8 protein-coding genes are annotated in these 14,980 nt (G+C 55.7%); 2 read left to right on the top strand and 6 right to left on the bottom strand.

Going from position 1 to position 14,980, the window contains the following annotated elements; all coding sequences use genetic code 11:
* Positions 1 to 81: 81 nt before the first annotated feature.
* From cysI to ACY1JZ_RS15720, 5 genes are all read right to left on the bottom strand, one after another.
* Complete coding sequence (gene cysI, locus ACY1JZ_RS15700) at positions 82 to 1,821, bottom strand: assimilatory sulfite reductase (NADPH) hemoprotein subunit (RefSeq protein WP_462630024.1); 1,740 nt, start codon at positions 1,819 to 1,821, stop codon at positions 82 to 84.
* A gap of 76 nt (positions 1,822 to 1,897) precedes the next feature.
* Positions 1,898 to 3,784 carry an assimilatory sulfite reductase (NADPH) flavoprotein subunit gene (locus ACY1JZ_RS15705; RefSeq protein ID WP_462630207.1) on the bottom strand — a complete coding sequence of 629 codons (1,887 nt, stop codon included), beginning with the start codon at positions 3,782 to 3,784 and terminating at the stop codon, positions 1,898 to 1,900.
* Between the two features lie 1,341 nt (positions 3,785 to 5,125).
* A complete protein-coding gene (locus ACY1JZ_RS15710) occupies positions 5,126 to 6,799 on the bottom strand; it encodes a type 2 periplasmic-binding domain-containing protein (protein WP_462630025.1) in 1,674 nt (557 codons plus the stop codon).
* A 250-nt stretch (positions 6,800 to 7,049) separates the two neighbouring features.
* Positions 7,050 to 8,684: a response regulator gene (locus ACY1JZ_RS15715; RefSeq protein ID WP_462630026.1), complete on the bottom strand. Its 1,635-nt coding sequence runs from the start codon at positions 8,682 to 8,684 to the stop codon at positions 7,050 to 7,052.
* On the bottom strand, positions 8,665 to 10,533 hold the full coding sequence (locus tag ACY1JZ_RS15720; protein ID WP_462630027.1) for a sensor histidine kinase: 1,869 nt from the start codon (positions 10,531 to 10,533) through the stop codon (positions 8,665 to 8,667). Before ACY1JZ_RS15720 ends, ACY1JZ_RS15715 begins: the two co-directional genes overlap by 20 nt.
* Before the next feature lie 234 nt (positions 10,534 to 10,767).
* On the opposite strand from ACY1JZ_RS15720, the gene ACY1JZ_RS15725 reads away from it, so the two are divergent.
* Positions 10,768 to 11,625 (top strand): ABC transporter permease, encoded by an 858-nt coding sequence (locus ACY1JZ_RS15725; protein WP_270172417.1) that lies wholly within the window; start codon positions 10,768 to 10,770, stop codon positions 11,623 to 11,625.
* A gap of 24 nt (positions 11,626 to 11,649) precedes the next feature.
* Positions 11,650 to 12,522: a carbohydrate ABC transporter permease gene (locus ACY1JZ_RS15730; protein WP_462630028.1), complete on the top strand. Its 873-nt coding sequence runs from the start codon at positions 11,650 to 11,652 to the stop codon at positions 12,520 to 12,522.
* A 184-nt stretch (positions 12,523 to 12,706) separates the two neighbouring features.
* On the opposite strand, the gene bglX is transcribed toward ACY1JZ_RS15730, so the two are convergent.
* Positions 12,707 to 14,902 carry a beta-glucosidase BglX gene (gene bglX / locus ACY1JZ_RS15735; protein WP_462630208.1) on the bottom strand — a complete coding sequence of 732 codons (2,196 nt, stop codon included), beginning with the start codon at positions 14,900 to 14,902 and terminating at the stop codon, positions 12,707 to 12,709.
* Between the last annotated feature and the right edge of the window lie 78 nt (positions 14,903 to 14,980).

Genomic DNA, 14,980 nt, shown 5'->3' on the forward strand with positions numbered 1-14,980 from the left:
CATTTAGATGTTCAAATATATTAAAAAAGACAGCACAGCGTGTGTCGCCGTACTGTCCTTCATCCAACTGTTCTTCATCAACTAATCGTGGAAATTCATCCCGTTCGTTACAGCCTTCACATAATCGGCACGGACGACGAAGTCGCCAAAATGCTCGCCCTCCTGACGCTCAGCCGCGTAGCGCTCGATGATCGGCTGCAGGGTATCGATGATCTCGTCCTCGCCGATATTCTCCCGGTACAGCTTGCTCAGACGGTCGCCGGAGAAGCCTGCACCCATGTACAGATTGTACTTGCCAGGAGATTTGCCGATGAAGGCAATCTCGCCGAGCGCCGGACGTGCACAGCCATTCGGACAGCCCGTCATCCGAATATTGATCTCCTCATCCTGCAGACCTGCTGCAGCAACGATCGGCTCCAGCTTATCCAGCAGCGTCGGCAGATAGCGCTCGGCCTCTGCCATCGCCAAACCACAGGTCGGCAGCGCCACACAGGAGAGCGCGCTGCGGCGCAGAGCAGAGTAATCCCCTGCCTCATTGACATTATGCGCCTTCAGAATTGCCGAAACCTTGCTCTTCTTCTGCGTGGTAATGTTGGCAATGACCAAATTCTGGTTCGCGGTCAGACGGAAATCACCTGTCTGAAGCTTGGCAATCTCGCGCAGCGCTGATTTCAGCTTATGCTCGCCCGTGTCCACGATTCGCCCGCTCTGCACATACAGTGTCAGATTCCAGCGGCCGTTCTTGCCCTTGATCCAGCCATAGCGGTCTCCCGTATGGTCGAAATGAAATGCGCGTGCAGGCTCGAGCTGCCAGCCAAGACGCTCTTGCAGCTCAGTGACGAACCATTCCAGCCCGTGACGGTCGATCGTATATTTGAAGCGCGCGTTTTTGCGCACGGAGCGGTTGCCGTAATCGCGCTGGATCGTAACCGTCTTCTCCGCCACATCCAGGATGCGGTCAGGTGTAACAAACCCGATGATGCGCCCCAACTGCGGATAGGTCGCGGTGTCGCCATGTGTCATCCCCATGCCGCCGCCGACACTGACGTTGAAGCCCGCCAGCTTGCCGTCCTCGATAATTGCGATGAGACCCAAATCCTGAGAGTACACATCCACGTCATTGGATGGCGGTACTGCAATGCCAATCTTGAACTTGCGTGGCAGATAGACAGGGCCATAGATCGGCTCTACCGGGTCCTTGCCAGCTTCACCCGTCTCCTCCAGACTGTCAACCACCTTCTCCCCATCGAGCCAGATCTCATGATAAGCCGGCGTCTTGGGAGCCAGATGTGTTGTAAGCTGCTGCGACCAGTGGAACACCTCGCTATGGATGTCCGACTGATACGGGTTCGGGTTGCACATCACATTACGGCTGACATCGCCGCACGCAGCCAATGTCGTCAGCAGCGCCGTGTTGATTTCCTGGATCGTCTTTTTCAGATTCCATTTCAACACGCCGTGCAATTGGAAGGCCTGTCTTGTTGTGACACGCAGGCTGCCGCTACCGTATTTGTCAGCCAGCTCATCCATGACCAGCCATTGATCCGGTGTGGCGACGCCGCCCGGCGTAACAATACGGAGCATAAATTGATAGTATGGCTCCAGCTTCTGCTTTTCCCGCTCGTTGCGGTAATCCCGATCATCCTGCATGTAGCTGCCGTGAAACTTGAGCAGCCGGTTATCCAGCTCCGGCAAGCCGCCTGTAACCCGATTCGACAGCGATTCTACCAGCGAGCCCCGCAAATAGTTGCTTTCCTTCTTCAGATGCTCTACGTCGCTCGGCGGTCCGCCGATCGGCTCTACCTTATGGTTATTGGCCATTAGCATTTAACTCCTTCATCGCATGAATTTCAACCCATGCTTATTGCATCTATATCCATTACAATGTCTCAGTTCATTAATATACGTCGCGCTGGTATCGGCCCTGCTCCTGTAATTCAGCCAGATAAGCCGCCGCTCCCTCAGGCGATTTGCCGCCATAGCGCCCGATAATCTCTAGCAATGCCGCCTGCACATCATGCGCCATCTGCTTCTCATCGCCACAGACATACACATGTGCGCCTTCCTCCAGCCACTTGTACAGCTCCTCACCCTGCTCCAGCATCCGGTGCTGCACATACACCTTTTCCTCTGTATCGCGGGAGAATGCCACATCAAGCTTCGTCAGCACGCCATCCGCCAGCATACGCTGCCAGTCGGTCTGGTACAGGAAGTCAGTCACAAAATGACGGTCGCCATAGAACAGCCAGCTCTTGCCGCTAGCGCCAGCTTCCTCGCGCTCCTCCATAAATGAACGGAATGGTGCAACGCCTGTGCCCGGCCCAACCATAATGACCGGCGTCTCCGGGTTAGCCGGCAGCTTGAAGTTCGGATTGTGCTGAATGAAGATCGGCACCTTATCACCCGGCTCCAGCCGCTCGGAAGCGTACACGGAGCATACACCCTTGCGCTCGCGTCCATGTGCATCGTACTCCACCTTGCGGATGGTCAGATGCACTTCCTCTGGGTGGGATTCCAGGCTGCTCGCGATCGAATACAGGCGCGGCGGCAGCTTGCGCAGCACGTTCGGCAGATCCGATGCTGTCAGCGTCCACGGGCCGAAGTCGGTCAGCAGGTCGAGGAGGTCGCGACCGCCCACATACGCCTTGAACGCATCCTTGTTGTCTGGCTTCAGCAGCTCAGCGAGCTTCTCATTGCTTGTAAATGCCGTCGCCTTCTCCAGCAGCGGCTTCGTCAGCACTGTAATCTCAAAGTGGCTTAGCAGCGCTGAACGAACCGTAGCCGTCTCGCCCGACTTGCCGATAACAACCGGCTCCTGCGGGTCCCACTGGAGCAGCGACACGATGCGATCGACAAGCTCCGGGTCATTCTGCGGATAGATGCCGACCGCATCACCTGGCACATAGTGCAAGCCCGAGCCCTCCAGCGACAGCTCCAGATGGCGCGTCTCGCGATCCGAGCCACGTCCGTTCAGATTCAGATTCTCCAGCACTTCAGCCAAAAACGGGTTGTTGCGCGAATAATCGGACTCAGCCGTAGCACCCGCGTTGGATGGCGCAGCTACAGCCGCAACTGCCCCTTGCCCCGCGACAGGAGGCGCGCTAGTCAACGCGCTGGTGACCGCAGCGATCCAACCGGAGGCTGCCTCCTCGAAATCAACATCGCAATCGACACGATCGACGAGCCGTTGTGCGCCAAGCTCCTCCAGACGCTTGTCAAAATCCTGTCCCGTCTTGCAGAAAAACTCATAGGAGGTATCGCCAAGAGCCAGCACAGAGAACTTCGTCTCCTCCAGCTTCGGCGCACGCTTACTATACACAAATTCGTGGAACGCCAGAGCATTATCCGGCGGATCGCCCTCGCCATGCGTGCTGACGAGTACGAACAAATTGGCGACCTTCTTGAGATTATTCGTCTTGTACTTGTTCATGGCCGACAGCGTCACCTCGAAGCCTTCGCCCTTCAGCTTGTCCGCCAGCCTTCCTGCCAGTCGTTGCGCATTGCCGGTCTGCGAGCCGAACAAGATCGTTGCCTCGCGCGGGCCTTGTGGCACAGCAGGAGCGGCAACGGGAGCCGCCGCAGACTCAACCGCCAGACCGGAGATTGACGCCTGCAGCAGAGAGCCTGCTTCGGCAACCGGAGCGCCCACTGCACCGCCGGCTCGATAAAATGCCAGATAACCGCCCAGCCAATTAAGCTGAGACTCCGTCAAGGTTGGCAGCAGCTCATTGAGCAGTGCAGCCTGTTCCGCTGTAAACGGACTATTCGTCACTTGAAGTTGCAACAACATCCACCTCGTATCCCTCTGTAAAATCCGATCATATTGCTATGTTTTAATCTTTTATAATACTACCGCAGCTTTCAGCCGTGTTCAATGCTTTCCTTCATTATTATCTATAAATAATTTTGAAGAAGCTATTACTTTTACTTATAAAGGGTCAAATACGGGTTGCATACTCGTTAGCGCCCGCTGCTGGCTGTAGCCTGCACCATACGAATCACAGTAAAAATCTCATCAAAAACAAGGATTTGTGAAGCTGTGCAACGGTTCTTACTATTCAAAAAGCCCTGTCCAGTAATAGACAGAGCTTGCGCATGATCGTTCATACTGAACTGTATGGGGTGTGACAACAAACACGCTTCTTATTATGCTTTGTCGCCCATTATTACAATCCATAGGGCTGTGTAAGGTACGGCTGTACAACAGAATGCCCCAAGACTACAGGTACCCAATCGAAACCGCGCACTTATGTAAGGTGAGACGACGGTGACCTAACGAGGTCTACGCCGCGGTGATTTTAATCCACGCACCTGCACGAGGTGCGACGGGAATAATAGAAGAGCTTGAGATCAGAGATAAGTTTCAATCCACGCACCTGCACGAGGTGCGACGAAGCGGTACTACCCGAATCATGAGGACTATATTGCGTTTCAATCCACGCACCTACACGAGGTGCGACGAAATAGAAGCCATTGAAATGGCCGTCCGTATTATAGTTTCAATCCACGCACCTACACGAGGTGCGACAGCGATTTTTAGCGGATAATTGCTTGTTTTGTAATAATCATACACTTTCACAACCAGATTTGGCAATGGAAACATGATTTCTCTACTTGACTTTTCAAGAAAACAATCATAATAGACTTTATTCGACAAAATATGAGGTGCGAATCTACCGGAAAAATCATGTTCGCCTCACATTCGCACCAGCCTAGACCATCCCGACCCAATAAACCTCCCCAAGCCCCTCAAGCAAATTCCATCCCTCATATGGTGCCTACCACTAATAGAACTAGACCCACCTTTTTGCTCATATATCACTTGCCTAGAGTCTCACTCACCGGCCTCTCCGATACTGTCCACCTCCACGAGACACAGTGTCTTTCAAATGGTGGACAAACCCTATGCCCTCTCCTCCAAACCCAAAATAACCACATCTATACGCCAACCTACCTAACCCACCTAGATATAGATGACCTTCTCGCCTAGCCTTCACACCATCCTTCCCAACGAACTGTCCACTATTTAAAAGACAATCCCCTCCCAAAAGTCCTTCTCCACTGGACAATCCCACTCAGCAAAAAGCCGCCACATCCCCAGTAGGAGACGCGGCGGCGCTTCACTTTATTTGGTTACAGACTGGAACCATTCGTTGACTTCCTTCGTTACTTGCTCGCCGCCATTGACTTTCCAGTTCGCGACGAATTCATCGAAGGCGTCTACCGGCAGCTTGCCATAAATAATCTTGTTAAATGTCTCCAGCTCGGACTGGCGGAGCAGGTTCCATTTCTCGATCATCGTCGGCGTCGCGGCTCCTGTGAAGTAATTTTGCTTACGAATATCGATCTGTGACATGACGACCTTGGCCGCATACCAGTTCTCCGGCTTACGGAAGGTTGCCAGTTGCTTCTCATAAGGTGTCTTCGCTTCTTCGCCATTCGCCAGCTTGACGAGGGTCTCCATGTACAGTCCAGGGATGCGCGCCGGGCCGGTGATGAACGGGAATTTGTCGAAGAAGCCATTGATTTTCTCTTTGTCCTGCGTCGGCTGTCCGTCTACAATATCCCAATCATAGCCCTGTGCGAAGCCGTATTCATAGGGGCTGCCCGCTTCGGGATTGGCCAGATTCTCCAGCAGATAATTGTAATACAGAATGATCGCCTCAGGGTGCTTGGCATCCTTGTTGATCATAAAGCTGCTATTGACGCCGGATTTTTGCCACTTCGTCCCGATCTTGCCTTCAGGCCCTGCCGGAATCGGGTAAGCCTTGTATTCGGAGCCAGCGACATTATTCAGCAGATCCGGTGCCGGCCAGTCCGGTATCCAGTTCGCGCCTGGCAGGATGCCGGCGTTGCCCTTGGTCCAGAGCTCTGCCGCTTTGCCCTCATCCCACAGTGCAGAGTCTGGATGGATATAGCCCTTCTCCATCCATTCCCGGAGCTTCGCCAGCGCCTGCTTCGCACCCGGATTGACGGAGCCGTACTCCAGATTGCCACTCGCGTCCATATTCCATTGCTCCTGTACGGAGCCATAGGCGCCGAACAGCCAATCAAGGCCGCCCATCCAGGTGTTCGTATTGTTCTTGAGCGTAATCGCCAGCGGGTATACATCCTTGGCAGCCAGGCCATCCGGGTTCTCATTCTTGAATTTGTCCATGATGACTTCCAGGTCAGCGATCGTCTTCGGCTCCTGCAGATTGAGCTTCTTCATCCAATCCTCGCGCAGCCACAGAAGGGTATCATCGTTATCTGTGTACTCCATAATGGGCAGATTCCACTTCTTGCCGTCCTTCGTGAACGGGTACCAGACATCCGGGTTAGCGTTGGTATGCTCCTTCCAGAGCGGGCTGGCGTACTTCTCGAATAACTCGTCGATCGCTATGAACTGACCGGACTCGATCAGTTGGTTCGTCAGCACAGGGTCTGTCGGCACCATCACAAAATCCGGCAGCTTCTCGCCAGAGGTTAGCGCAAGCTGCAACTGCTGCTTGTACTGATCCGCCCCTGCCGGATACCAGGTATCCTTATGCTTCATGCCGAGCGTCTCCAGCATCCAGCGATCATGCACGTTGTTGTCCTTCGTCTCGCCCTTCGTATATTCGCGCGGCATAATGACGGTGCTGATGTCGATCGGCGGATCATATTTGCCCTGCTCGAAAACCTTATCCGCTGTAGATGCGCCTGCCTCCGTCGAACCTGTGTTGCCAGCAGCGCTTCCCCCGTTGTCTGCCTGGCTGCACGCTGTTACAACCAGCATCAAAGCCATTAGCGGCAGCAGTATTTTCTTCCATGTGGTCATCTTATTATCCCCCTGCTTACAAGATGTTGTTGCGTAGTCTACAGAAGCTCAACTTCGGTCGGCGTGAACTGCCGCATTCAACGATTGGGCAAAGCCGTCACACCTGAGTTGAACTTGTATATCAGCTACTTTACCAAGCTGCGGCGCAGGTCTCTATAGGACAATTTCAGTTTCGATAGGACTTTGTTAGTCTGTTGCATTTCTGATGATCAGGGCGGCTCCGAGCCCTAGTCATCGTCGGTCATTGCCCCTAATGCCGCTCACGGTACTCCTGAGGCGTCATGCCGAACTGACGCTTGAACACCTTGATGAAGTAGGCAGGATCGAGATAGCCGATCTCCGCGCTGATCTCGTAGATCTTCTTGTCCGTCACCTTCAGCTTGTGACATGCCGTCTCCATCCGCAGCCGCGCCACAAAATCACTGATGCCCTCGCCTGTCTCAATCTTGTATAGCTTGGACAGATGTGTCGGATGGAGGTTCACATGATCAGCCAATGCCCGCAAGGAGACATCCTGATGCAGATTCATCTCCACAAAGCTCTGAATCTTGCGGACATACACGGACCGGATATCCTTAACCTCGCTGGAGGCCTGCCCTCGCAAGCTGCTGATTGCCACCTGCGACCAGTGGCGCAGTCTCGCTATGGAGCTGAAGGCTTCCCCGGAATGCAGCCGTTCGATCTCCTCACCAAGCAAGCTCTGCAATGTATGACCATTGCGGTGGCAATAATGGGTGAATGAGGCCGCGATCATATACCCTGCCTCTAGGCAATGCTCCCATGAGTCTGACCAGCGCCCCTCCAGCTCAGCGAACACCTCCTCCAGCTTGTGCTCCGCCGCTTCCCAACGCCCAGCTTCCAGCAGCCCGAGCAAGCTCGGCGGAGCATGCATCACATCAAGCGCCCCCTGTGTCCCCTGCGGCGCATGGCTGCCCAGCTCTGGCGCCCGCATGACGAATTCCCGCTCCTCGCCGACGATCTGGCGAAAGCAGGCCAGTGCTTGGCGATACAAAGCGGCAAGCTCGCCGGGAAAGGCAAATGGCTCTGTGATGACGATCGATAGCGAGCCCTTCAAGAACTGCTTCACCTTCGCCTGCAGTTGCATTGACGCTTGCTCCAGCGCCCCTGTCCATGCGTGACGCTCCGCCCGCAAGCCATGTGAAACGGCATCCTTCGGCTGCAGCATGAAAACCAGATAGCCATGCTCCTCCTTGGCAGCCCACACGTATGCGAATTCACCAATGATCTCCTCTGCTATATTCATGATGGCATATTCCATCAGATGCTGACCATTGTTGCGATATTGGCCGAACTCCTCCTCCATGCGCACCATGAGCAGAGCGCCGCTATCCAGGCGAAAGGGAAGGCTGTAGCTGCTCAGCTTGCGCTCCCACTCCTCCTGGGACATACGCTCGCCCCGCAGCGCACTGAGCAGGAGCTGGCTGCGCAAGAGCGGCAGATTCTCGCGCAAGATATGCTCCACCCGCTCCAGGGAGCTGATGTTGCCCCATTCCTCCTCCAGTTGGGTGATCGCCTTGCTCACAGCGCCCAGCAGCTCTTGGTCAGTGGGCGGCTTCAGCACATAATCGACCGCCTGATGGCGCAGCGCCTCCTGCGCATAGTCAAAATCGGAATGCCCCGATAATATAATGCACTTGGTCTTGCCGCCAAGCGCCCTCACCCGCTCGATCAGTTCAATGCCCGTCATCTCCGGCATCAACACGTCGGAGATGATAATATCGATCGGATGGGTCTCCATAATGCGCAGCGCCTCCTGCGCCGAATAGGCTTTGTGCACCTGCTCGATGCCTAGTGTATGCCATGGCTTGGTGGATGACAGGTTATCCACCCAATGAGCCTCGTCATCAACGATAATCATCTGCATCGCTGTTCTCTCCTTTTGCATGGGTATGGTGGTTCCCCTCTATGATCTTGTCCGTTCCAATGCTGCGGTCTGCCGTATCTCCAGACAGCTCCCAGCGCAGCTCGGCTCGCAACCCGCCTAATTCGGAATGCTGGAATACCAGCCCCGAACGGCCGCCAAACATATGGACAAGCCGCTGATTCGTATTCCAGAACCCGTAGCCCATATGCTCGCCTAGCGGCTGCTTCATCTGGGCATTCAGCTCCGCAAGCCGCTCCGGGGACAGCCCCGGCCCATCATCATCGACTGCCAGCACATACAGCGAGCCCTCCCTGACCCCCGTAATCCGAATCTCGCCGGAGGCGTAGGATTGCCCGACACCGTGAATGACAGCATTCTCTACGATCGGCTGGAGCAGCAGGCGCGGCACCTGCTGCTTCAGCATCGCCTCCGGCACCTCAATCCGGTAATGGATTCTACCATTGCGCAGCTTCTGAATATCCAGGTAGTTGACGATCAAGCCTGTCTCCTCCTGGAGGGAGGCCGTCGGGCGCTCCAGCCGGGTCATATAGCGGTAATACGCGCTCAGATTATGACCCATCGACACCACCGCCTCTTCATCCTTGAGCTGTGCCATGTTAATCATGTAACCGATGCAATTGTACAGAAAATGCGGATTAATCTGCGCCTGCAGTTGCTTGAGCGTCGCCTCCCTCGCACGCAGCTTCTCATTCAGCACATTGTCGATGAGCTCTTGAATCTGCCGCGACATATCGTTGAAGCGATAGAACAGGAAGGCGAACTCGTTATTGACATCGGCCGCCATCCGCACCGAGAAATCGCCCCGCTGCACCGTCTGCAGCCCCTTCACCAGCCTGCGAATCGGCCGCTGCACATTGCGGTAGAGCAGTACCGAGGCGACGATACCGACCGTGATCAGGCAGGCGACAGCCGCGTAGAACAGATTACGGCTGGAGAAGATCGGGCCGAGAATCTGATCAAGGGGCACAACATCCACCAGATACCAGCCGAGTGTAACCGACTTCACGGCGCTCACGAGGTAACTATTGCCGCCAAGTGTCACCGTCTGCTGCAGCGTATCCCCCAGCTCCCGGTTGCCGAGCAGCTCGACCAGCCGAGCTGTCATCTCCGCACTCGCGGTACGGTTCAGTATCGGCGCTTCGCCTGAACGGTAGAAGAAGGGATCACCCTGTCCGCCCTCCTTGTAGGAGTCGAGCATATTTTGAATATTCTCATGGTGGAAGCTCGCCTGCACAACCAGATTGCTCCCCTTGAGCGCATCCTGCTCCCCATAGGAATCGGTGTAGAGCCAATGAAAGGCCGGGGACGCTCCTGACGGCACCGGCTCGCCGTCGCCATAGTGCCATTTTCCCGTCACATTGCGCTTGAGATACGCCTCATCATAGACGGCTGTTCGCTTGCCGTTGGTGATGGCATCCCTATTCTGCTGTGAGTAGACGGTGAACTCGACCGGCCAGATGCTCATGACACCCGACTGCAGCATCATTTTCTCTTGAATAATATAGCGTGTCTGCATTCGGTCATACGGATCATCCCACATATTCAGCCCGTTGAATTTGCGCACATTCGGGTCTTTAGAGAACGTCACCACAAAATCCATCGTCTGATTGACCCGTGAATCAATCTGGCTGGACAGGAAGGACAACTGCTTGATATTGGACGCCTTCAGCTCCTTGTCGATGACGCCTGATGATACGCCATTGGCATAGGAGAACAACAGAATGACCGGAACAAACAGCAATATGATCAGCAGATTGATTTTGGCAAACAGACTCATGCGCGAGCCCAGCTTTTGTCTTAGGACAGCTAGTCCGTGACTTTTCTTCATCCGATCCCCTCCGCCCATTTCCATAACAAAACCCTATCAATCCTAATATTGTCCTATAGTTCGCGGGTCTTGCGCGTTGTTATTATATATAGCAAGGCTACGGCCCGGTTACAAATGAAAATTATAGAAAGGGAGAGACTGATGGACCCGCATATGAATCCAGCTCTCAAGCTCAAGGCAGGCCGCAGAGCAGCAAGGAAGCCGGGATACCGCATCCCCTGGACGCTGCATCTGATGGTGCTGCCGGCTGTACTGTCCGTTTTTATCTTTTCCTACTTGCCGATGGGCGGCATTATTATGGCGTTCCAGGATTACAAGGCCGGACTCGGCTTTACTGGCTCCCCGTTCGTTGGGCTCAAGCATTTCCGATACATGTTCGAAAATGACTACTTTCTAAAAATCACATGGAACACGCTGCTGTTCGCCTGCTCCAAAATTGTGCTTAATCTGATCATCCCGTTCACCTTCGCCCTGCTGCTTAACGAAGTGCGCCATATGGGCTTCAAGCGATCGATCCAGACGCTCGTCTATCTGCCGCATTTTCTGTCCTGGGTGACGCTCGGCGGCATCCTGATCGATCTGCTGGCGCAGACCGGGATTGTCAACCAGTTGCTTACATCGCTGCTGGGCATTAAGCCGATCTTCTTCCTCGGCGATGGCTTCTGGTTCCGCATGACGATCATCTTCAGCGATGTATGGAAGGAATTCGGCTTCAATACGATCATCTTCCTCGCGGCGCTGTCCAGCATCAACCCGGCGCTCTACGAAGCGGCGGAGGTCGACGGAGCCGGGCGCTTCAAGCAGACCCTGTACATCACGATTCCGTCGCTCATACCGATCCTGATCGTCGTCGCTACACTTGCGCTCGGCAATGTGCTTAACGCCAACTTCGATCAGGTGTTCAATCTGTACAGCCCGATGATCTATCAGCAAGGCGATATTATCGATACGTTCGTCTATCGCGAGGGACTGCTGAGCGGTCAATTCAGCTTCGCCACCGCTGTCAGTCTGTTCAAATCGATGATCAGCCTCGTACTGATTATGATCTCATACCGGCTTGCCTACAAATTCGCAGGCTACCGTATCTTCTAGCTTTCCCGGAAAGGATGATCTCCCGTGTACCATAAAACGCTGCCTTACCGTGTATTCAGCGTGTTCAATTCGATTCTGCTTGCTGTCATCTCTATCCTGTGCCTGCTGCCGCTCTACCATCTGCTGATGGTATCGGTCAGCGACACCTCGTCGGCCAATGCCGGGCTGGTCACGCTCTGGCCAATCGGCTTCACGTTCGAGGCGTATGCGCAGACTTTCGGCAATACGAATTTCCTCGCTTCGCTCTGGGTGTCTGTACAGCGGACGGTCATCGGCACCGTGCTCGCGCTGGCGGTTAACTCGATTGCCGCCTACGCCCTGTCCAAGGACAACCGCGTCTTCCGGGGCCGGAATGTCTACCTGTGGTACTTCGTCATTACGATGCTATTCAGCGCCGGGCTGGTGCCCGCTTATGTGTTGATTCTCAAGCTTGGGCTGCTGAACAGCCTGCTTGCGCTCATCCTGCCCGGACTGGTGGCGGTGTACAACATTATTCTGATGTTGAACTTCTTCCGCAACGTGCCCAAGGAGCTGGAGGAGGCCGCTTTCATCGATGGCGCCGGGCATTTCCGCACCTTCGTATCCATCTATCTGCCCGTGTCGCTGCCATCGCTCGCCACCATCGCCCTGTTCACTATGGTCGGTCATTGGAATGCTTATTTTGACGGACTGATCTATATGAAGGGCGCAGAGAATCTGCCGCTCGCCAGCTTCATGCAGACGCTGATTGTCCAGGGCAGCACGACGGGCTTCGACCCGGCCGTTATCGCTACGATGTCGCAGCGGACGCTTCGCGCATCGCAAATCTTCATCAGCGCCCTGCCGATCCTGCTCGTCTATCCCTTCCTGCAGCGCTTCTTCGTCAAGGGCATCGTCATCGGCGCTGTCAAGGAATAGCGGAGAGCAGGACAGGACAGCCAACTATGAACTTCATATCAGCATGCGGACTGTCCGGGTCATTCCCTATTCCGGGCAGTCCTTTTTTTGCTGCACCATATCCGCACGCTGCAGCCACCCTCCCCTAAGTGCAAGGAAGCACCGCGCGCCGATCATGGCGTGCGGTGCACAGGTGCTTCTCTCCTTATTTGACCAGTCGGAAGGACAATGCTGCATGATCGCGGCTGTTGCATCCGACGAATACTGTAAATGCCCCGGCATCACTGCTATAGGACAGATCGGAGTGGTAGTAGCGAAGCTGCTCCTCGCTGATCGTGAACTCCAGTTCAGCGCTCTCGCCCGGTGCCAGCCACACCTTGCGGAAATCCTTCAGCTCCTTCACCGGACGAACAACCTCGCCAGCATGATCGCGCACATATAGCTGCACCGTCTCCTCGCCAGCATAGGCACCGCTGTTCGTAATCGCGACCTTCAATAGAATCGGCTTCTCCACTGTTAGCACCTCGGCAGACAGCACAGGCTCGCCGTAAGCGAAGGTCGTGTAGCTTAGCCCGTATCCGAACGGGAGCAGCGGCTCATTGGGGATGTCCAGATATTGCGATACATATCGCACCTGCGCATCCGGGGCGCCTTGCGGGCGTCCCGTGTTGAAGGCATTGTAATAGACAGGCACCTGCCCAACATGGTATGGGAACGACATCGTCAAGCGGCCGCTCGGATTCGCCTCGCCATAGAGCAGCGAAGCGACCGCATGACCGGCCTCCGATCCCGGATACCATGCTTCCAGAATCGCGTCCGCCTCATCGAACAGCCCGTGCAGATCCAGCGGTCGCCCATTGAACAGCACCGCAACGATCGGCTTGTTCAGCTCCTTCAGCTTGCGCACCAGCTCCAGTTGCACCTGCGGCAGCCGAATGTCTGCACGGCTGGCCGCCTCGCCGTTCATGTCCGAGTGCTCGCCCAGCGCCAGCACGATGACATCGGCAGCCTGAGCCGCCTCATAGGCTGCCTGCAATTGCTCGGCGGTGCCGCTCTCGATGCCGCAGCCTTCGGCAACGAGCAGCAGCGCCGGATCGCCCGCCAGACGCTGCATGCCCTCAGCGAGCGTCACGGCATCGTCACGGGAGCCGGTCCATGACCAGGGACCGAGCACATCACCGCTCTGCGCGAACGGGCCGATCAGCGCCGTCTTGCTCTCACGCGGCAGCGGGAGGATGCCCTCGTTCTTGAGCAGCACGCAGGAGCGCATAGCCAGCTCGCGGCTCGCCGCGCGATGCTCCTCGCAGAAGACGACCTCCCGTTCCTTGATCGGATCGGCGGCGCGGAACGGATTCTCGAACAAGCCCAGCTTCTGCTTGAGCGTTAAGATACGCAGCACCGCCTCGTCGATCAGCGCCTCCTCCACCTCGCCCTGCTCTACCAGCTCGGCCAGATGCTTCACGTAGCAAGCCGTCATCATCTCAATGTCGACCCCGGCCTTGAGCGCCTTGAGTGCAGCCTCAGACTCGTCTTCAGCGATGCCGTGATTGATCAGCTCCTTGACCGCGCCCCAGTCGGAGATGAGGATGCCGTCAAAGCCCCATTCCTCCCGCAGCAGCTTGCGCATCAAGGCCGCGTTGCCTGTAGCCGGGATGCCGTCCACCGTATTGAACGCGGTCATGACCATCTCGCAGCCTTCATCCAGCGCCGCCTTGTAAGCGGGCAGGTAAAACTCCCGCAGTTGCCGCTCGGACAGATCGACTGTGTTGTAGTCGCGTCCCGCCTCCGCCGCCCCGTAAGCAGCAAAATGCTTCACACAGGCCGCTACTCTGTCCATGTCGCTCGCCAGGTCGTCGCCCTGGAACCCGCGCACGAACGCTCTGGCGTACAGCGCGTTCAGATACGGGTCCTCGCCAGTCGACTCCACGACCCGTCCCCATCTGGGGTCGCGCACCAGATCTACCATCGGGGCGTAAGTGACATGCACGCCCGACACCGCCGCTTCCTTGGCAGCGATCTGCGCGCTCCGCTCTGCCAGCTCCATATCCCAGGAGCAGCCGATAGCGAGCGGCACAGGAAAGATCGTCTTGAAGCCATGTACAATATCAGCCATCATCAACAGCGGAATGCCGTGACGGTTCGCCTGCAAGTGCGCCGTCTGTACATTAATGACCTCCTGCGCGCCCGCCATGCCCAGCACCGAGCCGGAATGGTGCACGGTCTCCTGAGAGATGCCCAGCGATTCCATCGGGCCGGTAATCTGTCCCGCCTCCGCTGCGCCTTCATAGAAGGGAACCGCTAGCTGAATGAGCTGGGCGACCTTCTCTTCCAGCGTCATGCTGGCAATCAGCTCAGGCAGGCTGCGTGTGCCGGCTCCTTGGCCGGGTGCCGTTCTGTCCATATTTGTCATCGAATTTTCAACCTCTCCAATAGTATTCGAAACGTTTCGATTATGATGTCAATCGGATTATACTGCACG

It is taken from the genome of Paenibacillus sp. J5, from assembly GCF_054955055.1.